The organism is Erythrobacter sp., from assembly GCF_011765465.1.
Lineage (GTDB): Bacteria > Pseudomonadota > Alphaproteobacteria > Sphingomonadales > Sphingomonadaceae > Erythrobacter.
This window is the reverse complement of the sequence record NZ_CP050265.1, coordinates 2,701,410-2,722,154: the sequence shown is the minus strand read 5'-3', so window position 1 is coordinate 2,722,154 and position 20,745 is coordinate 2,701,410. Positions and strand designations below refer to the sequence as shown.

The 20,745-nt window shown below is 68.5% G+C and carries 21 protein-coding genes; 13 read left to right on the top strand and 8 right to left on the bottom strand.

Annotated features, from left to right (window positions below; all coding sequences use genetic code 11):
- Positions 1 to 26: 26 nt before the first annotated feature.
- On the bottom strand, positions 27 to 413 hold the full coding sequence (locus G9473_RS13115; RefSeq protein WP_291133781.1) for a hypothetical protein: 387 nt from the start codon (positions 411 to 413) through the stop codon (positions 27 to 29).
- A gap of 98 nt (positions 414 to 511) precedes the next feature.
- Here G9473_RS13115 and G9473_RS13110 point away from each other — a divergent pair, with 98 nt between their 5' ends.
- Both G9473_RS13110 and G9473_RS13105 read left to right on the top strand, forming a co-directional pair.
- Positions 512 to 2,128: a cisplatin damage response ATP-dependent DNA ligase gene (locus tag G9473_RS13110; RefSeq protein WP_291133780.1), complete on the top strand. Its 1,617-nt coding sequence runs from the start codon at positions 512 to 514 to the stop codon at positions 2,126 to 2,128.
- A gap of 135 nt (positions 2,129 to 2,263) precedes the next feature.
- A complete protein-coding gene (locus tag G9473_RS13105) occupies positions 2,264 to 2,917 on the top strand; it encodes a hypothetical protein (RefSeq protein ID WP_291133779.1) in 654 nt (217 codons plus the stop codon).
- Positions 2,918 to 2,968: 51 nt separating this feature from the next.
- Here G9473_RS13105 and G9473_RS13100 read toward each other — a convergent pair whose 3' ends face one another.
- The 4 genes from G9473_RS13100 to G9473_RS13085 form a co-directional block, all read right to left on the bottom strand.
- A complete protein-coding gene (locus G9473_RS13100) occupies positions 2,969 to 3,544 on the bottom strand; it encodes a gamma carbonic anhydrase family protein (protein WP_291133777.1) in 576 nt (191 codons plus the stop codon).
- Positions 3,541 to 4,113 carry a GNAT family N-acetyltransferase gene (locus G9473_RS13095; protein ID WP_291133775.1) on the bottom strand — a complete coding sequence of 191 codons (573 nt, stop codon included), beginning with the start codon at positions 4,111 to 4,113 and terminating at the stop codon, positions 3,541 to 3,543. Before G9473_RS13095 ends, G9473_RS13100 begins: the two co-directional genes overlap by 4 nt.
- A complete protein-coding gene (gene hemB / locus G9473_RS13090; RefSeq protein WP_291133774.1) occupies positions 4,106 to 5,101 on the bottom strand; it encodes a porphobilinogen synthase in 996 nt (331 codons plus the stop codon). Before hemB ends, G9473_RS13095 begins: the two co-directional genes overlap by 8 nt.
- 65 nt (positions 5,102 to 5,166) lie before the next feature.
- Positions 5,167 to 6,789 (bottom strand): M23 family metallopeptidase, encoded by a 1,623-nt coding sequence (locus G9473_RS13085; RefSeq protein WP_291133772.1) that lies wholly within the window; start codon positions 6,787 to 6,789, stop codon positions 5,167 to 5,169.
- Positions 6,790 to 7,183: 394 nt separating this feature from the next.
- On the opposite strand from G9473_RS13085, the gene G9473_RS13080 reads away from it, so the two are divergent.
- From G9473_RS13080 to G9473_RS13050, 7 genes are all read left to right on the top strand, one after another.
- The gene (locus tag G9473_RS13080) at positions 7,184 to 9,781 is read left to right on the top strand and encodes a helicase-related protein (RefSeq protein WP_291138466.1); all 2,598 of its coding nucleotides are present in this window, start codon (positions 7,184 to 7,186) and stop codon (positions 9,779 to 9,781) included.
- Positions 9,782 to 9,810: 29 nt separating this feature from the next.
- The gene (locus G9473_RS13075) at positions 9,811 to 10,146 is read left to right on the top strand and encodes a S4 domain-containing protein (RefSeq protein WP_291133770.1); all 336 of its coding nucleotides are present in this window, start codon (positions 9,811 to 9,813) and stop codon (positions 10,144 to 10,146) included.
- On the top strand, positions 10,143 to 10,481 hold the full coding sequence (gene fdxA, locus G9473_RS13070) for a ferredoxin FdxA (protein ID WP_291133769.1): 339 nt from the start codon (positions 10,143 to 10,145) through the stop codon (positions 10,479 to 10,481). The genes G9473_RS13075 and fdxA overlap by 4 nt, the downstream gene beginning before the upstream one ends.
- 74 nt (positions 10,482 to 10,555) lie before the next feature.
- On the top strand, positions 10,556 to 11,374 hold the full coding sequence (locus G9473_RS13065; protein ID WP_291133767.1) for a YihY/virulence factor BrkB family protein: 819 nt from the start codon (positions 10,556 to 10,558) through the stop codon (positions 11,372 to 11,374).
- Positions 11,375 to 11,625: 251 nt separating this feature from the next.
- The gene (locus G9473_RS13060; protein ID WP_291133765.1) at positions 11,626 to 12,159 is read left to right on the top strand and encodes a CarD family transcriptional regulator; all 534 of its coding nucleotides are present in this window, start codon (positions 11,626 to 11,628) and stop codon (positions 12,157 to 12,159) included.
- Between the two features lie 149 nt (positions 12,160 to 12,308).
- Complete coding sequence (locus G9473_RS13055) at positions 12,309 to 13,088, top strand: head GIN domain-containing protein (protein ID WP_291133763.1); 780 nt, start codon at positions 12,309 to 12,311, stop codon at positions 13,086 to 13,088.
- Between the two features lie 53 nt (positions 13,089 to 13,141).
- Positions 13,142 to 13,477, top strand: coding sequence for a hypothetical protein (locus G9473_RS13050; protein ID WP_291133762.1), 336 nt, complete (start codon positions 13,142 to 13,144; stop codon positions 13,475 to 13,477).
- On the opposite strand, the gene G9473_RS13045 is transcribed toward G9473_RS13050, so the two are convergent.
- Positions 13,474 to 14,439 carry an L-threonylcarbamoyladenylate synthase gene (locus G9473_RS13045; protein WP_291133761.1) on the bottom strand — a complete coding sequence of 322 codons (966 nt, stop codon included), beginning with the start codon at positions 14,437 to 14,439 and terminating at the stop codon, positions 13,474 to 13,476. The genes G9473_RS13050 and G9473_RS13045 overlap by 4 nt on opposite strands.
- Before the next feature lie 87 nt (positions 14,440 to 14,526).
- Here G9473_RS13045 and G9473_RS13040 point away from each other — a divergent pair, with 87 nt between their 5' ends.
- Both G9473_RS13040 and G9473_RS13035 read left to right on the top strand, forming a co-directional pair.
- On the top strand, positions 14,527 to 16,269 hold the full coding sequence (locus G9473_RS13040; protein ID WP_291133760.1) for an acyl-CoA dehydrogenase: 1,743 nt from the start codon (positions 14,527 to 14,529) through the stop codon (positions 16,267 to 16,269).
- A 4-nt stretch (positions 16,270 to 16,273) separates the two neighbouring features.
- Positions 16,274 to 17,098: a DUF815 domain-containing protein gene (locus tag G9473_RS13035; protein ID WP_291133759.1), complete on the top strand. Its 825-nt coding sequence runs from the start codon at positions 16,274 to 16,276 to the stop codon at positions 17,096 to 17,098.
- Here G9473_RS13035 and G9473_RS13030 read toward each other — a convergent pair.
- Positions 17,095 to 18,576 (bottom strand): PQQ-dependent sugar dehydrogenase, encoded by a 1,482-nt coding sequence (locus tag G9473_RS13030; RefSeq protein WP_291133758.1) that lies wholly within the window; start codon positions 18,574 to 18,576, stop codon positions 17,095 to 17,097. The two genes, G9473_RS13035 and G9473_RS13030, sit on opposite strands and share 4 nt — an antisense overlap.
- A 64-nt stretch (positions 18,577 to 18,640) precedes the next feature.
- Here G9473_RS13030 and G9473_RS13025 point away from each other — a divergent pair, with 64 nt between their 5' ends.
- The gene (locus G9473_RS13025; RefSeq protein ID WP_291133757.1) at positions 18,641 to 19,138 is read left to right on the top strand and encodes a GAF domain-containing protein; all 498 of its coding nucleotides are present in this window, start codon (positions 18,641 to 18,643) and stop codon (positions 19,136 to 19,138) included.
- Between the two features lie 165 nt (positions 19,139 to 19,303).
- Positions 19,304 to 20,233 carry a glycine zipper 2TM domain-containing protein gene (locus tag G9473_RS13020; RefSeq protein WP_291133756.1) on the top strand — a complete coding sequence of 310 codons (930 nt, stop codon included), beginning with the start codon at positions 19,304 to 19,306 and terminating at the stop codon, positions 20,231 to 20,233.
- A 3-nt stretch (positions 20,234 to 20,236) separates the two neighbouring features.
- On the opposite strand, the gene G9473_RS13015 is transcribed toward G9473_RS13020, so the two are convergent.
- The gene (locus tag G9473_RS13015) at positions 20,237 to 20,737 is read right to left on the bottom strand and encodes a carboxypeptidase-like regulatory domain-containing protein (RefSeq protein ID WP_291133755.1); all 501 of its coding nucleotides are present in this window, start codon (positions 20,735 to 20,737) and stop codon (positions 20,237 to 20,239) included.
- Between the last annotated feature and the right edge of the window lie 8 nt (positions 20,738 to 20,745).

Below are 20,745 nucleotides of genomic sequence, written 5' to 3'. Positions count from 1 at the left end.
CCATCCGGACCCCCGCCCGCGGCCGGTCACTCCGCCGGAGTGTCCTCGAGCGCGGCGAGGTCGGCGGTGATCTGCTCGAGGGTTTCCTCGGTAATCATGCCCTGCGACCACGGCATCAGCTGGACAAGGCTCATCGCCTTGAACTGGTCGTAGGCAGGATGCTGGCCGACGCCGGGCAGATGCGTTTCGAGCACGGCGGCGGCGGCCTCGTCCGCCATAAGCGTTTCGATCGGGGTATCCACGGTGAGCGCGGCGGGCATTTCGTGGGCTTCGTGGCCTTCATGGCCTTCATGGCCTTCGTGAACGGCGGTCTCGGCGGGTGCAGGCGCGGTGGCTTCGGCAGAGTCCTGGGCAAAAGCGGGCTGCGCCGCGGCGAGCGCGACGAGCAGGGCGGCGAAAGGCATGACCTTCATGGCGAATTGTCCTTCGTGAAGAGGGGGGCGGCAGGGGCCCGCCGCCGGCCCGCTATCCAGCACAGATTGCGCCCGTGTGAAAGCGCAAAGGGGGGCGCGTGAAGGCCTTCGCCACCCTGCTCGACACGCTGGTCTACACGACCAGCCGCAACCGCAAGCTCGACCTTATCGCGGATTACCTGCGCGAAACGCCCGATCCCGACCGCGGCTGGGCGCTCGCCGCGCTGACGGGAGAGCTCGATTTTCCTGCGGTCAAATCTTCGACCATCCGGAACCTGATGAAGGAGCGGGTCGATCCCGTGCTGTGGACGCTCAGCCGCGATTTCGTCGGCGACACGGCGGAAACGGCGAGCCTGATGTGGCCCGAGGCGCAAGGCGCAACGCCAGAGCCGGACGACACGCTCACCGTCAGCCGCGTGGTCGAGACGCTGTCCTCCCTGACCCGCGCCAGCGCCCCGCGCGAATTGCCGAGACTGCTCGACCGGCTCGACGTCAATGGCCGCTTCGCTCTCATCAAGCTCGCCACCGGAGGGATGCGGATCGGCATTTCCGCGCGCCTCGCCAAGACCGCCTTCGCGCGCGCCTTCGACGTCGCGGTGGAGGAGGTCGAGGAGTACTGGCACGCGCTTAGCCCCCCCTATGCCGAGCTGTTCCACTGGGCGGCCGAAGGCGGCGACCCGCCCGATGTCGCGCATATGCCGCGCTTTCGCCCCTTCATGCTCGCCCACCCGCTCGAGGAAACGGTCGTCGACCTCGCGGATTACGCCGCCGAGTGGAAATGGGACGGCATCCGGGTCCAGCTGGTGCGGGTGACCAAGGACGGCGTGCCCGCCACGCGCCTTTATTCGCGCAGCGGCGACGACATTTCCGCGAGTTTCCCCGAAATGCTCGATGCCTTGCCGATGGACGCGGTGCTCGACGGCGAATTGCTGGTCCGGGGCGAGACGCAGGGCGGGGCCGAAGGGGGTGCTGCGAGTTTCAACGCGCTTCAGCAGAGGCTCGGGCGCAAGACCGTCTCGAAAAAGCTGCTCGCCGAAGCGCCCGCCTTCGTGCGGCTTTACGATGCGCTGCTGCTCGAAGGGCGCGACCTGCGCGATCTTCCGTGGACCGAGCGGCGCACGCGGCTCGAGGCGCTGATGGAGCGGCTGCCGGACGAACGCTTCGACCTGTCGCAGGTGGTCGAGGCGCGCGACTTCGAACATCTCGCAGAAATCCGCGAAACCGCGCGCGACGAGGCGATCGAGGGGCTCATGCTCAAACGCCGCGACAGCGCCTATCTCGCCGGGCGCAAGGTCGGGCTGTGGTACAAGTGGAAGCGCGACCCGCTGCTGATCGACTGCGTGCTGATGTATGCCCAGCGGGGCAGCGGCAAGCGGTCGAGCTTCTATTCGGACTACACCTTCGGCTGCTGGGACGGCGACCCGGACGAAGGCGCGGACCTGCTGCCCGTCGGCAAAGCCTATTCGGGCTTCACCGATGCGGAGCTGAAAAAGCTCGACCGCCACGTGCGGCAGAACACCGTCAATCGCTTCGGCCCGGTGCGCGAGACCAATCGCAGCCTCGTCTTCGAGGTCGCGTTCGACAGCGTCCATTCCTCGAAGCGGCACAAGTCGGGCCTCGCCATGCGTTTCCCGCGCATCCACCGGATCCGCTGGGACAAGCCGGTGCACGAAGCCGACCGGATCGAGGCCCTGCGCGCGCTGATCCGCGACTAACCTAGGTCAAGTCATTGTAAAAACTGTGATTATCCTCCCGCCCCGTCGCGGCTCGCGCACGGTGCGGCGTGGGTTCGGAACGGCGGCAAGGGGCCTCCCATTGATTGGGCGAGAAGCAAAAACGGAGGACCAGCAATGAAACTCAAGACAATACTCGCAGCCGGCCTCGCCACCACCGCGCTCGGCGCCGCGCCCGCCATGGCCCAGTCCGCGATGGAGCAGGCGCACGACCGCTACAAGGACGCGATGAACGAAACGGTTAGCGCCGAACGCATGATGAGCGGCGATGTCACCGACGGCTTCAGCCAGTTGGGCGACGTGCGTAACCTCGTGCTCGACAAGACCGGCGAGCGGATCGCCTACATCCTCTACGACGTGCCCTATCCCTCCTCGTTCTACGGGTCGGACGACGGTTTCGTCCGCTGGGACAATGTCGCGATCGAACGCGGGGCCTACAACGGGCTCGACCTCAGGATCGACGACGATGCCGAGCCCTATCGCAAAGAACAGCTGACGCTGACGAAAGCCGAAGCCGAAGACCGGCTGGTCGACAACATCGTCGGCGGCGACATGATGTTCGCCGATGGCGAAATGCGCGAGATCGAGGACATCCTGTTCGATCCCGAAACCGGGATGGTCACGAATTACGTGGTTGAATTCGACGAGGACAGCCTGTTCGACGAGGACACCCGGCTCGTCCCGGCCTCGATGGTGAGCCTCGACGAGAACCGCGACTACTGGATGGTCTCGCAGCCCACGACCTACGAATATCGGGTCTGGATCTACTGATCGGATAAACGGGACAAACCCGCGGCGATGACAAGCCGGAGAGGGCCGCGCTCAGCCGAGCGCGGCCCTTACTGCGTCAGCGTGGTGTTTCGCGTTTTCGGCGTAGTGCGCGACGCCGACCTTCATCCCCGCGATGGCGGCATCGGACAGCTCCTTCAGCTTCTTGGCGGGCCGGCCGGCCCACAATTCCCGCTCGCCCATGACCTTGCGCTCGGTCAGCATCGCGCCCGCCGCCAGCATCGCGTCGGAACCGATCACCGCCTTGTTCATCGCGATCGCGCCCAGCCCGACGAAGCCGCGGTCATGGATGGTGCAGCCGTGGACCATCGCCATGTGCCCGATCAGCACGTCGTCGCCGATGACGAGCGGCGAGCCTTCGGGATCGTCGGGGCGCGGCGGGTCGCAGTGGAGCACGCTACCGTCCTGCACATTCGTGCGTTCCCCGATGCGGATGGTGAAGACATCCGCCCGCACCACGCAATTGTACCAGATCGACGAACCCGCGCCGATCTCGACGTCGCCGATGATCGTGCTGCCCGGCGCGATGAAGGCGGTTTCGTGGATCTTCGGCGTCTTGCCGTGGATCGGGATGATGTTCGCGCCGGGGTGCGGATTGGTGGTGTTCATTCAGAGCTCTCCCATTGGTCGCGGGTGATCGAATACAGGATCTGGCGCCGCATTGCGCCGGTGAAGCGCGTGTCGTCGTAGTCGAGCTCGGGCCGCCGTTCCATGCCGAGCCGGATCATGAGGCCCCAGCTCGCCGTGTTGTCGGGGACGGTGATCGCAAAGACCTCGTCCGCCTCGAATGTCCCGAAAGCGAGGTCGAGCGCGGCGAGTGCCGCCTCCTTCGCATAGACCCGGCCCCAGCTGTCCTCCCGAAATCGCCAGCCGACTTCGAATTCGTCCGCGATCGAACTGCCCGGCGCATCGGCGCGCTTCAAACCGCAAAAGCCGAGCATTTCGCCTGCAAGATGCCCGCCGTCCGCCAGCCGTTCGACCACCCAGAAACAGAACCCGTTGCGCGCGCGGCAGGTCGTCACCCGCTCGCGCTGGAGCCTGCGCCCCTCGGCCCCGAGCGGGCCGCCGAGCCAGCGCATCACGGCGGGCGTGTCGGTCAGGCGGAAGAATTCGTCCCAGTCCGCCTCGCACCAGTCGCGCAGCACCAGCCGGGTCGTCTCACGGCGAAACTCACCCATTCAAAAGGCGCGCGGCGTGGGGCGCGTGATAGGTCAGCACCCCGCTGCATCCGGCGCGCTTGAAAGCGACCAGCTTTTCCATCAACAGCGCGTCGCGATTGCCCGCGCCCGCCGCCTCGGCCGCCTCGATCATCGCGTATTCGCCCGACACCTGGTAGGCGAAGACGGGCACGCCGAATTCCTGCCGGACGCGGTAGATGATGTCGAGATAGGCGAGGCCGGGCTTCACCATCACGCTGTCCGCGCCCTCGGCAAGGTCGAGCGCGACCTCGCGCAGCGCCTCGTCGCCGTTGGCCGGGTCCATCTGGTAGGTCTTCTTGTCGCCTTTCAGCAGCCCGCCCGAGCCGACCGCGTCGCGGAACGGGCCGTAGAAGGCGCTCGCATACTTGGCGGCGTAGCTCATCACCTGGACGTTGACGTGCCCGCCCATTTCGAGCGCACGGCGGATCGCGCCGATGCGCCCGTCCATCATGTCCGACGGCGCGATGATGTCGGCCCCGGCCTCGGCCTGGTTGATCGCCTGGTCGACCAGCATGGCGACGGTCTCGTCATTGGTGACATAGCCCGCCTCGTCGAGCAGGCCGTCCTGCCCGTGGCTGGTATAGGGGTCGAGCGCGACATCGGTGAGCACGCCGATGTCGTCCCCGCAGGCGTCCTTGATCGCGCGGATCGCGCGGCACATCAGGTTGTCGGGGTTGTGCGCTTCCTCGCCCCGCTCGCTGCGCAGGTCGGGCGGCGTGTTGGGAAACAGCGCGATGACCGGGATCCCGAGCTCCACCGCCTCCTTCGCGCGCTTGGCGATGAGGTCGACCGACCAGCGCGACACGCCGGGAAGGCTCGCGACCGGTTCCTCCACGCCCTCGCCCGAGGTGACGAAGAGCGGCCAGATGAGGTCCGCCGGGGTGATGAGGGTTTCGCGGTGAAGCGCGCGGCTCCACGCCGTGGCCCGTGTGCGGCGCAGGCGGGTGTTGGGATAATGTCCTCTCATGACGCGCGTTGTTGCCGCAAAGATCGCGCCTAGGCAATCCGGGGATGGGGGCGGGGGATGGGAGGTCAGTTCATCCGGCGGGCGAGGTCGATCTTCTCGATTTCGCGCTTGGGCTCTTCGATCTCGCCCGGCAGCGGCTCGAGATCGGCAAGCGCCGCGCCGACCTCGACCTCCTTCAGCTCGATCAGGCGGCGGCGGAAATCGAGCAGCTCCGTGCCGGTGAGCTGGGCGCGGGTGACGAAGGAAACGCTTTCCGGATTGATCGAGCGCCCGCCGCGATACATCTCGTAATGGAGGTGCGGGCCGGTCGACAGGCCGGTGGAGCCGACATAGCCGATGATCTGCCCGCGATCGACCCGCTGGCCCCGGCTCACCGCCATCCGGCTCATGTGGCAATAGCGCGTCGAAAGCCCGTCGCCGTGGTCGATGCGCACCGCGATGCCGCAGCCGCCCGCGCGGCCCGCCGAGCTTACCCGCCCGTCGGTCACGGCGACGATCGGCGTGCCGTGGCGGGCGCGGAAATCGAGCCCCGCGTGCATCCGCCGATAGCCGAGGATCGGATGACGCCTCATGCCGTAGCGCGAGGAGATCGGCCCCGGCACGGGCTGCACCAGCCCGCGCCGCTGCTCACCCACGCCCGAGGCTTCGTAGAATTGCCCGTCCTCGCCCCAGCGCATCAGCTGCGTCTTCGGCTGCCCGCCGCGGTCGATCCCGGCATAGAGCAATTGCCCCGCCTGCCGCTCGCCCGTGGCGGCGCGGCGATAGGCGAGGATGATGTCGAATTCATCCGAAGCGGCGACCTCGCGGTCCATGTCGATCTGGTTGTCGAGCGCGCGCAGGTATTCCTGCACCGCGCTCGCCGGAACGCCCGCCGCGCGCATCGAGCGGTAGAGGCTCGGGCCCACCTTCCCGCGCACGCGCAGCGGGGTGTCGTCGACCCTGATGAAATTGCGCTGCAGCGCCAGCGGGCCCGCGCCGTCCTCGCCCATGCGGGCGATTTCGAGTTCGAGATCGAACCGCGCGCGGAAGGTGAGAGCATCGAGCGGGCGCGGCGCGCCGGGGCCGGGTCGGCGGCCGAGCACGATGTCGACCTGCGTGCCCGGCTTCAATTCGGACAAGGGCATGGCGTCCTCGACCAGCGCCGCGACCCGCGCGACATCCGCCCCCGCCACGCCGGCGCGCCGCAGCATCCCCTCGAAACTGTCGCCGGGCGCGAGCGTCGCGAGCAATTCGACCTGCGGACGTTCGGGCGCGGCCTTGAGGGGAATGACCCGCGCGCTCGGCGCCATGCGTCGCCCGCTATCCGCCCCAAGGGCAAGCGGCAGGATGATCCCGCGCCGCATCTCGTCGCGGATTTCCGGACTGTCGGGCATCGACAGGTGCGCTTCGAGCGGAGTGAAATCGGGCCAGAAGGCAAAGGCCGCCGCGCCCAGCGCGATCATCGTGCCGAGGCCGCGGAACCAGCGGCGGCTGCCGATATTCTCGGCCAGGTCCGGGGCGAGGTCGAGCCGCTCGAACCTCCGACCGACCGCCAGCTTCCATTCGTCATAGCGATCGGAAAAGCCGCGCACGCGGGTGACGACCTGGCGTTTCACCTTCTGCTGCGAGCTCGGCGGGACGAGCGCCTTGCCCTTTCGCAGGTAAGCCGCGACATTATGCGAATCGGGTAGGTCTGTGCTCGCTTCCACGGCACCATTGTCCCCTGGCCAGTCGCGCGCGTCCCGATCCTCTCTTACTATGGCGAGTGCGTGATCCAAGTATCCGCTCCGGTTACGAATCGGGAGGCGGTCCCTGCGGCACTCCTACCGCACTCTCCCCAATTGGCGGGCTTTCCTGCCCCATGAAAGTAAATGGTGCGTTAACCAGCGACCGGGCGAGTCTTGGCTGCGGCCAGTTGAGGCTCACCGGGGCGCGGACCTGTCCCGGGGGAACTTGCCCGCCCGCGCCAAGCCTGACACAAGGCTCGGCGTGACCTTTCCCGCAACCGCATCCGACCGGAGCCGCGCGGGCGAAAGCGGCGGACAGGTGCGCGCCGTGCTCGGCCCGACCAACACCGGCAAGACCCATCTGGCGATCGAGCGGATGTGCGGCCATTCCTCGGGCATGATGGGCTTTCCGCTGCGCCTGCTCGCGCGCGAGGTCTACGACCGGGTCCGCGCGATCAAGGGCGACGACGCGGTTGCGCTGATCACCGGCGAGGAACGGATCGAGCCGCCGGGCGCGCGCTATTTCCTGTGCACCGCCGAAGCGATGGACCGCGTCGGCGGGGGACATTCCTTCGTCGCGGTGGACGAGGCGCAATTGGGCGCGGACCCCGAACGCGGGCACATCTTCACCGACCGACTGCTGAACGCGCGCGGGCGGGACGAGACGATGATCCTGGGCTCGGCCACGCTCGAACCGCTGGTGCGCCAGCTCATACCGCGCGCTGAACTCATTGAAAGGCCGCGCTTTTCCACCCTCACGCATTCGGGCTCGGACAAGCTTTCGCGCCTGCCGCCGCGCTCCGCCGTGGTCGCCTTCTCGGTCGAGCAGGTCTACGCCATGGCCGAGGCGCTGAGGCGCTTTCGCGGCGGCGCAGCGGTGGTGATGGGTGCGCTCAGCCCGGAAACGCGCAACCGCCAGGTCGAGCTCTTCCAGAACGGCGAGGTCGATTACATCGTCGCGACCGACGCGATCGGAATGGGGCTCAATCTCGATCTCGACCACGTCGCCTTCGCGGCACTCACCAAGTTCGACGGGCGGCGCAAGCGGCGGCTCACGCCCGCCGAAATGGCCCAGATCGCCGGGCGCGCCGGGCGGCACCAGCGCGACGGCAGCTTCGGCACGCTGACCGGCGGCGGCAGCCGGTCCGGCGCGCCGCTCGAATTCACCGAGGAGGAGATCTACGCGATCGAGGAGCACCGCTTCGCTCCGCTCACCCACCTTTTCTGGCGCGAGGCAGAACCGCGCTTCGACAACCTCGCAACGCTCATCGCAGATCTCGAATCGAAGCCGCAGGACGAAGCGCTGAAACCCGCTCCGCAGGCGATCGACCTCGCCGTGCTCAAGCGCCTTGCCGAAGAACCCATCGCCGACAGCGTCCGCGGGACGGGCTCGGTTCGGCGGTTCTGGGAAGCCTGCTCGCTGCCCGATTTCCGCTCGGTCGGGGTCGACACCCACGCCCGCTTCGTCGCGCGGCTGTGGGACGACTTGCGCGAAGGCTATCTCGGCGCGGATTTCGTCGCTGCGCGCATTGCCGAACTTGACCGTGTGCAGGGCGACATCGACACGCTGCAGGGACGCATCGCGGCGATTCGCTCCTGGGCCTATATCTGCCAACGGCCCGACTGGGTGCTCGCCCGCGACGAGATGGCGGCCCGCGCGCGGGCCGTCGAGGCGAAGCTTTCGGACGCGCTCCACGCGCGGCTGACCGAACGCTTCGTCAACCGGAGGACGACGATCTTGATGAAATCGCTGGGACAGGATGCGAGCGCCCTGCCCGTCACGCTGGAGCCCGACGGGCGCGTGACGGTCGAGGGCGAGCCGATCGGGCGGCTCGAGGGATTCCGCTTTTCGGTCGATCCCGACGCGACACTGGCCGACCGCAAGATGCTGCTCGCCGCGGGCGAACGCGCGCTGCCGGCGATCCTGACTCAGCGCGCGGAGAACCTGCTCGGCGAAAAGCTGGACGAGCTCGAGATCGCGAAAGGTGCGATCCGCTGGCACGGGCGCGCGCTTGCGACCATCGTCATGCCGGCCGATTTCGGCGAGGCGCGGCTCGATTTCGCGCGCGAGGTGACGATGCTGCCCGATGCGGCGCGCGCGAAGCTGGAAGCGGGCCTTTCGGCATGGCTGGCCGCGCGGCTCGAGCCGCTCGCGCCCCTGCGCAAGCTGGCCGAGGCCGCGCGCGACCCCGCCGCCGGGTCCGAGGCGCGCGCCCTGCTCATCACGCTGATCGAGGCGGGCGGCGTCGTCAGCCGCGAAAAGGCCGGGCTCGAACACCTGCCCAAGGAGATGCGGCCCTTCCTGAGGAAGCTCGGCGTGACTTTCGGCGCGCTCGATATCTTCGCGCGCGACCTTTTGAAGCCCGCGCCGCGTCAATTGCTCCATGCGCTCGGGCTCGACCGCAGGCCGCTCGAGCCCGCCATGCTCCCGGTGCTCGGCGAGGCGAAGCGCCTGCCCGCCGGATACCGCCCGGCGGGCAGCCAAGTGATCCGCGTTGACCTCGCCGAGAAGATCCTGCGCGCCGCCTTCGATGCGCGCAGCAAGGCGAACGAGCGGGTGGCGAAAGGCGATGCGCCCGAACCGCGAAAGGCCCGGACAGGCGCTCGCTTCCGGCTCGACCTCGCCCTGCCCGTCTCGATCGGGCTGGAAGAGGACAACGCCCGCCGCCTGCTCGGCAGCGCAGGATTCCGCTACCATCGCGCGCGCGACCTTGCCGAAGGCGCCTTCGGCCCGCCCGCTCCCGACAGCTGGACATGGCGCCCGAGGCGCGCCGGAGAGGCGAAGCGGAGCCGCGAAGGCGGACGGCCCGAGCGCCGCGACGAGCCCCGCAAGGAGGGCAAGCGGCCGCCGCGCAAGGGTCCGGCACCGCGCGACCGCAAGCCGCGCCCCGCGAGGCAAGACACCGGGCCCGCGCGCGCCGGCGGCGCTTTCGACGGGCTCGCCGACCTCCTTTCCGGCAAGGCGGGCAAGTGACCCGCGCGCAGGGATAAGGCGGCGCGCGCATGGACGCGGACGCGGATGCGACGATGCGGCTCGATCGGCTGCTCGTCTACCTGCGCTTCGCCCGCACCCGCTCCGCCGCCCGCGCGCTGATCGAAACGCGCGCTTTACGCCGCAACAGGAATCGTGTGCGGCGCGTGTCGGAAAATGTCGCTATCGGCGATGTCCTGACACTCCCGGTGGGGGGAGAGGTGCGGGTGGTCGAAGTGCTGTCGCTGCCCGACCGGCGCGCCTCGCCCGCGCTCGCCAAGTGTCATTATCGTGAGCTTGACCCTCACGGTGAAATCGCCATAGCTCCGGACCAAACGCCATCGAATGATATGAAAGCTCCTCAATGACCTACGTCGTCACCGAAGATTGCATCAAGTGCAAGTACACCGACTGCGTCGAAGTCTGCCCGGTCGATTGCTTCTACGAAGGCGAGAATATGCTGGTGATCAATCCCAGCGAATGCATCGACTGCGGCGTGTGCGAGCCGGAATGCCCGGCCGAGGCGATCCTGCCCGATACCGAGGACGGGCTGGAAAAGTGGCTTGAGCTGAACACGAAATATTCCGCCGAATGGCCGAACATCACGAGCCAGAAGGAACCGCCCGAGGATGCCGACGACCACAAGGGCGAAGAGGGCAAGTTCGAGAAATATTTCAGCGCGGAGCCCGGCGAGGGCGATTGATTCCGAACGGCTGAGCCCGGTTCGCCGGTCGCACCCGCCCGGAACGCTCCGGCGAGGTCGCGATTGAAAGGGGCATGGGCTCCTTCATCGCATCGCTCAAGTCCGGCTACGCCCGCTCCAACGAGGAGAACGCGCCGCTGCTCGCGGCGGGGATCGCCTATTACGCCTTCCTCTCCTTCGTCCCGCTGCTGGGCGCGATCGTGCTCGCCTATGGCCTGATCGCCGAACCCGAGACGGTCGCGGGTCACGCCGCCACGCTGGCCGAGGAATTGCCCGCGTCCTCCGCCGACCTCGTCACCGACCAGCTCGAAAGCGCCACCGAACGACGCGGGGGGACATCGGGCCTCGGCTTCCTCGTTGCGCTGGGGCTGGCCCTGTTCGGGTCACGGCTCGCGGCGGGAGCGGTGATCACAGCATTCGATGTCGCTTTCCGGGCGAAGGAGAAGCGCGGGCTGATCCGGGCGAACCTGCTCGCGCTGGCAATCACGCTGGGCGCGATCGTCGCTTTCGGCATGGTCGCAGGGGCGACCACGGTGGTGTCCGTGTTCCTGGCCGATTCCGCCGGACGCTTCGCCACCTTCGGGCTGGTCGGGCTTGTCGGGATCGGCGGGGCGGTGCTCGCCTACCGCATCGTCCCCAACACCCGCAGAAGCGTGCCCTACGCCGCCGCCCTGCGCGGGGCGGTGCTGTTCGCACTCGGGTGGATGGTCGCAAGCGCTCTCTTCGGCTTCTACGTTTCCAATTTCGGCAATTACAACGCGACCTATGGTTCGCTCGGCGCGGTCGTCGTGTTCCTGACCTGGCTCTTCATCAGCGCGCTGCTGCTGCTCATCGGGGCCTTCGTCGCGCAAGCGAGCGCGCCTTCCGGCCCCGGGTCACGCAAGACACCCTGAAACGCCTCAGACGCGCGCGATAGGAATCGTAAGGTATCGGGACTCGCAATTTTGTTGCGGATATGTTATAGAATGGTCCAACCCCACCGGTCGGTCCCGGTGGCGGCGCCAAAAAACAGGAACAGGCCACTTACCAGCAACACAGCTTCGGTTGAATGCGGCCCGGTGCCAGCCTCCCCCAGGCATTGCACCGAGAGGAATCATTCGCCCGTTTCGCGCCGGTTGCCGGTGGCTGAAAGAAAGGAACTCGCATGGCTAGCAATGCGCCTGCCTTCACGGTCGGAGATTACGTCGTTTATCCCAAGCACGGTGTCGGCCGTGTGATCGAACTGCAGAGCGAGGAAATCGCCGGGATGCAGCTCGAGCTTTACGTGCTGCGTTTCGAGAAGGAGCGCATGACCCTGCGCGTGCCCGTGAACAAGGTCGAATCCATCGGGATGCGCAAGCTGTCCTCGGACAAGACGCTGAAAGAGGCGATGGAAACCCTCAAGGGCAAGCCCAAGGTCAAGCGCACCATGTGGTCGCGCCGCGCCCAGGAATACGAGGCCAAGATCAATTCGGGCGACCTCGTGTCGATCGCCGAAGTGACCCGCGACCTGTTCCGCCCGGAAGACCAGCCGGAACAGTCCTATTCCGAACGCCAGATCTTCGAAGCGGCGTCGAGCCGCCTCGCGCGCGAACTCGCCGCGATGGAGGAAACCGACGAGCCGACCGCGCTCGAGAAGATCCTGAACGTGCTGCGCGAACACGCGCCGCAATATTACGAGAGCACCGAGGAAAGCTGATTTCCCACCGCTCGAGGCACGAAGGGGCCGCTCCGCAAGGGGCGGCCCTTTTCGTTGCGCCTTCCTGAATCGGATCGGCCGATCGGACTTGCGCGCGCCATTCTGGTGTATTACACCACCAATACACAGACGGCATCTGGAGGGAAGCAATGATCGAACGGTTCATCAAACGCATGGCGCCCGTCGCGGCGCTCGCGCTGGGCACGGCGCTCGGCGGGTGCAACATGGACTTCAAGGTGAACGGGATGGACGGCGTGCCGCTCGCCGAACTGGACATGAGCGGACCGGCCCCGACCGAACTCGTCCTGGCCAGCGGCGACCGGGTCGTGCTGACCGAAGGCGACACGCTCGCCATCACGGTAGACGGCGATCCGGCGGAGACCGACAAGCTGCGCTTCAGCCTCGACGAGGAAACGCTCGGCATCACCCGCGAGGAAGGGAGCTGGGGATCGGGCAGCGCAGTCACGGTCAATGTCACCATGCCGCCGCCCGGCGAGATCGTGATCGCGGGCAGCGGCACGGTCCTCGCGCCGACGCTTGCGAAGGATGCCGAGATCACCATCGGCGGATCGGGCGACATCGAAATCGAGCGGATCGCCGCCGACAGTCTCGAAGTAACCATCGGCGGCAGCGGCTCGGTCAAGGGCGCGGGCACGGCGACGAAGCTCGAGGTGAGCATCGGCGGATCGGGCGATGTCGACCTTGCCGGGCTCAAGGTGGACGAAGCCGAAATCACGATCGGCGGGGCGGGCGATGTCGCCTTCGCCTCCGACGGCACGGTCCAGGCGGACATCGCCGGATCGGGCGACGTGCGGGTGACGGGCCGGGCCAAGTGCGAGGTCAACGCGGTCGGCTCGGGCAAGCTGACCTGCGCGCCCGCTGCCGATACCGAGCCCGCCGACGCCGTGATCGAAGCGCCGGAAGGCTGATCCGCCTGCCGCAGCAGGCTTGCACGAATCATCGGAGCGCGCATGGTGCGGCCATGCGCGCTCCTTTCGCATTGGCGGTGCTGGCCGCCCTCCCCCTCCTGTCCGGCTGTCTCGCCCGCGCGGCGGTCGATGTCGTGACGCTGCCGGTGCGCGCCGCGGGCGAGGTGGTCGACCTCGCCACGACCAGCGATTCCGAACGCGACGAGAAACGCGGCCGCGAACTGCGCGAACGCGAGGAACGCCTCGGCAAGCTCGAGCGGCGCTATGGCAAGGAAATCGCCGACTGCCGCGACGAGGACGAGGATGCCTGCGCCGACGCGCGCGCCACCTGGGCCGAGATGGAAAAGCTGCGCGCGCGCCTGCCCTCCGCCCCGCCGCCCGAGGATTAGTCCGGAGGCGTCGCGGCCCGGCGCAGGCGATCGTTGATCGCCCGGCCCACGCCCTCATCCGGGACGGGGGCGACCGCGATGCGGGGCCGGTCCGAGCGCGCGGCTTCGTGCAGGCAGGCATAGAGCCGCGTCGCCGCTTCATTGACGTCACCGGCCGCCGACAGCGTGCAGTCGCCCGCAACCGCGCCGAAGCCGATCAGGAATTCGTCTGGCGCAACTTCGCTGGCCTCCAGCCGCACCGGCTTGCCCGGCGCGTAGTGGCTCGCAAGCTGGCCGGGGGCGGTGATCCCCTCGGCTGCGGGTGCGCCCGGCATCTCACGATCATGGTAATGTCGATAAAGCGCCGCGACATCGACCGGGCCGGGACGCAATTCGTGCCATTCGTCGCCGGGGCCGATCCGCAGGATGGTCGATTCCACACCCGCCTCGGTCGGTCCCGCGTCCAGCACGAGGTCGACCCGTCCGTCGAGCGAAGCGAGGACGTGTTCCGGGCTGGTCGGGCTGATGAAGCCCGAACGGTTGGCCGAAGGCGCGGCGAGCGGGAAATCGACCATCTCCAGCAGCCGCCGCATCACCGGATGCGCCGGGGCGCGCAGGGCGACGGTGGGAAGCCCTGCCGTCACGGCCTCGGCCAGCCCTGCATCCTGGCGCCGCTCGACCACCAGCGTCAGCGGTCCGGGCCAGCGCGCCCCTGCGATGTCCTGCAGCACCGGGCCCGAAAAGTCGCCATAGCGCGCCGCCTGCTCCGCATCGCGGACATGGACGATCAGAGGGTTGAAGCCGGGACGCCCTTTCGCGGCATAGATGCGCGCGACCGCCGCATCGTCGTCCGCCCGCGCGGCGAGCCCGTAGACCGTCTCGGTCGGAACCGCGACAAGCCCGCCCGCCGCCAGCACCTTCGCGGCGCGGGCGATGCCTTCCTCATCGGCGAGAACCACCGCGCTTGCGTCCTTGTCGCTCATCGCATGGGCGCTATATTCGTTGCGACCGCCTGCCAAGGGCGCTTTTCCGACACCTCCCTCTCCCCCAAGCCAAGGACGCATTTCGCCGTGACACCCTTTACCCCGCCGACCCAGGACCAGCTGCTTGCCATTCGCGTCAATGCCGGGATCGGGGAATTGCAAGGGACCGAGCGTTTCGCCCATGCCGAACCCGACCTCGTCGAGGCCATCGTCGAAGGCGTCGGCCAGTTCGCCGCGGGGGAATTCGCGCCGCTCAACCGCGTGGGCGACCTCGAAGGGGCGAAGCTCGAGAACGGCGTGGTCCGCCTGCCCGACGGGTTCAAGGAAGCCTACGACGCCTATGTCGAGCAGGGCTGGAACGCCATCGCCTCGCCCGCCGAGTTCGGCGGCCAGGGCCTGCCCTTCACGCTCGCCTGCAACGTGCTGGAGAATCTCGGCGCGGCCAACATGGCGTTCAACCTCCTGCCGATGCTGTCGGTCGGCGCGATCGACGCGCTCGAACACCACGGGTCGAAGGACCAGCAAGCGAAATACCTCCCCGACCTCGTCAGCGGGAAATGGTCGGGTACGATGAACCTGACCGAGCCCGCCGCCGGCTCCGACGTGGGCGCGCTGCGTTCCACCGCCGAGCCGATTACGGACGGCCCCCACGCGGGCAAGTACAAGATCACCGGCCAGAAGATCTACATCACCTGGGGCGAGCATGACCTCGCCGAGAACATCATCCACCTCGTCCTCGCCCGCCTGCCCGGCGCGCCCGAAGGCTCGCGCGGGGTGTCGATGTTCCTCGTGCCGAAGTATCACGTCAACGATGACGGTTCGCTCGGTCCGCGCAACGACCTGCGCTGCGTCAGCCTCGAACACAAGCTCGGCATCAACGCCTCGCCCACCTGCGTGATGAGCTACGGCGACAACGGCGAATGCATCGGCGAACTCGTCGGGCAGGAGAACCGCGGTCTCGCCGCGATGTTCACGATGATGAACAACGCGCGGATCAATGTCGGCAACCAGGGCACGCAGATCGCCGAGCGCGCGACCCAGCAGGCGATCCATTACGCGATGGACCGCGTTCAGTCGGCGCGCGCGGGCTCGCCCGACAAGACGCCGGTGGCGATCATCGAGCATCCCGACGTGCGCCGCATGATCCTGCGGATGAAATCGCTCACCGAAGCCGTGCGCGCCCTGCTCTATTACTGCGCGGGGCAGGTCGACCGGGGCAATCTCGGAGACGCGGCGGCCAAGGCGCGCGCCGACATCCTCGTGCCCATGGTCAAGGCGTGGGGGACCGATGTCGGGGTCGAAGTCGCCGGGATCGGCATCCAGGTCCACGGCGGCATGGGCTTCGTCGAGGAAACCGGCGCGGCGCAGCACTGGCGCGATTCGAAGATCGCCCCGATCTACGAAGGCACGAACGGCATCCAGGCGGCCGACCTCGTCACCCGCAAGCTCGGCCTCGAAGGCGGCGAGCCGATGATCGCGCTGTTCGAGGAAATCGCGCGCGATGCGGCGGACGAACCGGCGCTGGCCGCGCTCGCCACCGACTGCGCAAACGTCGCGCGCTGGATGCGGGACGAGGCAAGCCTCGATGACAGGCTCGCGGGAAGCGTCCCCTTCTGCACCATGGCCGCCGTCGCGGTCGCCGGGTGGCAGCTGACGAAGCAGCTCGCCGCGGTCGCCGAAGGCAGCGCCCCGGCACTGGCGGAAACGAAGCCCGTCACCGTGCGCTTCTTCCTCGACCGGATCGTGGGCGAAGCGAGCGGGCTGAAGGCGGGCGCGATCGGCGGGGCGGACCTGCTCTACGCGCTGCCCACGGAAAAGCTCGCGGGCTGATCCGGTGGACGAGAGCCGCGCGCTGCTCGAACGGATCGCCGCGGCGCTCGAGCGCATCGCCCCGCCCGCGCCGCGCCCCACCGATTGGCGCAGCGCGCCGGCCTATCGCTGGGACGGGAGCGCGGCACATCCGGTCGCTCGGATCGACGCGCTGCCGCTCGATAGCTTGCGCGGGGTGGACGATCAGAAGCGCGCGCTGATGGACAACCTAACCCGGCTGGCTCAGGGAGCGGCGGCGCACGACGTGCTCCTGTGGGGCGCGCGCGGCATGGGTAAGTCTGCGCTGGTGCGCGCCTCAATTGCGGCGCTGGAAGAGGATAGGCCGGGCCGCATCGCGCTGGTCCAGCTCGCACCCGGTTCGCTTTCGGGATTTCCCGCGCTGATCGAAGCGCTCGCCGGCGAGGACCGCGCTTTCCTCCTGTTCATCGACGATCTCGGCTTCGGGCCAGAGGGCCGCGCGGATATGCTTGCGCTGCGCAGCCTGCTCGACGGGGGCGTGGTTCCGCGCCCGCCTCATGTCCGCATCGCCGTGACCTCGAACCGCCGCGCGATTGTGCGCCGCGAGGAGGCGGAGGCGGGCGCGCTCCACGAACGCGACGAACGCGACGATGCGCTGGCGCTGGCCGACCGGTTCGGACTGACACTCGCCTTCCATCCGGCGGACCGGGAGACCTATCTTGCGATCCTGCGCGGATACACCGAGCCTGCTGGACTCGCCTTCGACGAGGAGGAAGCGCTCGGCTTCGCCATCGCGCGCGGGAACAGGTCGGGCCGCACCGCGCTGCAATTCGCCACCGAACTGGCCGGGCGCGCGGGCAAGCGGCTCTAGTCCTGCTGCGCCGCCTGTTCGCGCAGGGCGCGCGCCTCACGCTCGGCGCGCGGGTCGCGCAGTTGCTCGCGGGGCTTCAATGGCTCGCTCTCGTTCGCCTCGATCGGAGCGGCGGGCTCGGTATCCGGGTTGACCGTGCGCCAGATGATTCCCGCCGTGTCGTCCGACACCAGCAGCGCACCGTCCTCGGCCCACTCCACCCAGGTCGGGCGGCCATTGGTCGTCCCGTCGCCCTGCAGGAACCCGCCGAGCACCGGCTTCGGCTTGCCCACCGGGTTGCCGCGATCGTCGAAGGGCACGAAGACCACGTCATAGCCCGAGGGCGGCTTGCGGTTCCACGACCCGTGCCGCGCGATGAAGGCGCCGCGCGCGAAAGCTTCGCCCATGCGGTGCCCGCCGCGGGTGAAGACCAGCCCGAGCGCGGCGACGTGCGGGCCCAGCGCGTATTCGGGATTGCGGGTGTATTCCATCAGGTATTGCGGCATCGGCGCTTCGACCCGGCGGTCGATATTGTCCTTGTAGTAGAGCCACGGCCAGCCGTACTGCGCGCCGATCGGGACATTGGTGAGGTAGTCGGGCACGAGGTCCGATCCGAGCATATCGCGCTCGTTCACCGTGGTCCACAATTCGCCCGTCCACGGGCTGAAATCGAGTCCGTTGGCATTGCGCAGCCCGGCGGCGAACTGCGCCTGGCGGTTTTCGGTCAGGTCGTAGCGCCAGATCATCGCCCGGCCGGCCTCGGCTTCCATCCCGCGCTCGCCGATATTGCTGGCCGAACCGACCGCGACGTAAAGCTCCTCTCCGTCGGGGGAGAGTTCCATGTTCCGCATCCAGTGGTTGCCCCCCGCGGGCAGGTCCATCAGCTTGCGCGGCTCCCCGGTCACCGCATCGGCGCCCAGCTCGTAATCGAAGGCGAGCACCGCGTCGTGATTGGCGACGTAGAGCGTTCCGTCCTTCCAGCTCAGGCCCGAGGGCGAATCGAGGTCGGCCTCGCGGATCACCTTGCGGATCTCGGCCACCCCGTCCCCGTCGGCATCGCGCAGCAGCACGATCTGGTTGGGCGAAGTCCCGGCGGAGCCGGCCTTGGAGAAAAGGTAGGAGGCGACCCATCCCTCGATCGTCGCCATGATCCCGCCCTCGCCATCGTCTTCCTTGGCCGGCGCGCGGGTGAGCGTGACGAGAATGTCGCCGTTCGGCAGCGCATAGAGCACGCGCGGATGGTCGAGCCCCTCGGCGAAGCGGCCCACCACCAGCCCCTCGGCGGTGGTCGGCTTCTCGCCCTCTTCCCAGCCGACCGGATCGGCGATCTGGACCGTCGGGAAAGCCTCGGCATCGGGCTCCTGCAATACGGGGTCGGTCCCGGCGACCTCCTCCACCGGCAGGTCGGCGGTGTCGCCGCGGGTGAGGAACCAGAGCGCGATGCCGACGACGAGGACGATCACCAGCAGCGCGATTGCGATCTTGCGAAGAATAGCCATGTCGCCAGCGATTAGTGCGCGGCGCGGCTTGCCGCAATGGCGCTTGGCCTTATGGAGCATTCCCATGTTCGATTTCCGACCCGATGAAAGCCTCGCGCCCGCAGAACTCCACCGCCAGCTTGTCGAGGCCGCCGCCGCTCTGACCGAGGGCGAGCCCGACGGTGTCGCCAACATGGCGAATGTCGCGGCGCTCCTGTGGGAATTCCTGCCCGATCTCAACTGGGCTGGGTTCTACCGCGTCGCGCCCGCCAAGTCCGGCGGCGAGGAACTGGTGCTCGGCCCATTCGTGGGGCGGCCGGCCTGCATCCGCATCCCCTTCGGCCAGGGCGTGTGCGGCGCGGCGGCGGCTTCGGGCGAAACGCAGCGGGTCGAGGACGTCCACGCCTTCCCCGGCCATATCGCCTGCGACGCGGCGAGCCGTTCGGAACTGGTCGTGCCGGTGAAGCGCGATGGCACAGTCGTCGCGGTGATCGACCTCGACAGCCCCTCGCCTGCGCGCTTCGCCGAGGCCGACGCGCGCGGGGTCGAGGCACTCGCGGACCTGCTCGCCGACCGGATCTGACGATTAGCGCATCCCCGCGCGAACGCCCCGAAACGAGACAGCGCGGCGCGGGGCGCTTGGGCGTGGGAGCGTGGCGGTGGTAACTTTCTCCTAACCATTCGGCCGACCTGACCGGGCGCGAGTCGCGCGCCACGCGGGTCGGCGCAGCCTGCGGGGGAATTCGCCATGCCTGCCACTCGCCGTCTCGTCCGTTCCACCCTTGCGCTCGCCGGGCTTCCGCTGCTCGCGCTCGGCACCGCCGCCGCGGCGCAGGACGCCCCGATGAGCGCCGAAGAGGTTAGCCAGCTCCCGCCCGAATATCGCACCGGCCCGATCGTGAGCGAGGACGTGACCGAAGGCCCGGACGGGGTCGAGGTGATCACCCGCACCCGCCGGATCGAGGCCCAGGCACCCGCCTACCCCGAGGGCTACGAGGGGTATACAGGACAAGCCTACGCCCGGCAGGCAGGCGCGCCGCCCTCACCCGGCTACCAGCCCTATGGCCCGGCCCCGGTCGTGTTCGAGCGCGAGCGCTGGATCGAAGAATGCGAGCGCCGCACCTCGGGCCGGGACGAGCGCGAGAAGGGCGGCATCATCGGCGCGCTGCTCGGCGCGATCACCGGGGGGATCATCGGCAACCGCGTCGCGGACGGCGAACGGCTCGCCGGCACGCTGATCGGGGCCGGTACGGGCGGGCTGGCCGGCCTGCTGCTCGGCAACCTGATCGGCGGGGGGAAGAAGAACGACCGCTATGATTGCGAGGCGGCGCTCGACAGCTACATCTCGCAATACGGCTATCCCGCGGGCCAGCCGGCGCGGATCGCCTCGCGCAGCATCCCGTCCTCCCCGGCGCAGGCCCCGGCCCCCGCTCCGGCCTATGGCTATGCCTATCCGGGCTACGGCTATGGCTACGCGCCGAGCTATTCCTATGCCCCGCCGCCGCAGATGGTGATGGTCCCGGTCCGCTACGAACAGCCGCAGCGCGTGATCGTGCGCGAAACGGTGCGCGAGGAAACGGTCCCGGCGGCGCGCTCGATCCCCGCGCCTGCCCCGGCCCCCGCGCCGCGCCCGGTTCCCCGGCCGCAGCCCTCGCCGAAAATGATCAAGGGCGACTGACGCCTATTCCGGCGAAACGGAAGCCGGGCCGCGCGCCGCGACCTGGTCGGCTTTTGGAGGCGGCGGTGTGTCGGTGCTGCGCAGCTTGATCGGGCCGATCCGCACGATGTCCTCGCCCTGCCGGATCGTGAAGCCCGCCGCGCCGCGCGGCCCTGGGAGCGCCTGGACCACCTCGAGCTTCCTCGCCGCCTCGTCGGCGACGCGCAGGCTGTAGCGGCCATAGGGCACGCGCTGGAACAGGAAGAAGCCGTCGAATTCGCTGACCGTCTCCGCGACCACGTTCCCGCGTTCGTCGACCAGTTCGAGGGCTACGCCCGGCTGCTCGGTCCCCGAAACGCTCAGCAGGGTTCCCTCGACCTCGCCGCTGGGGGAAATCGGGATGTCGATCTTCGCCATCACGCCGGGGCGCGGAGTGACGACGATGCCCTTGACCGCGGGCGCGAGGAAGGGATCGCCCAGCGTGCTTTCATCCACCCCGACCAGCACCGGGCGGAAGGGGCGCAACTCGTCGA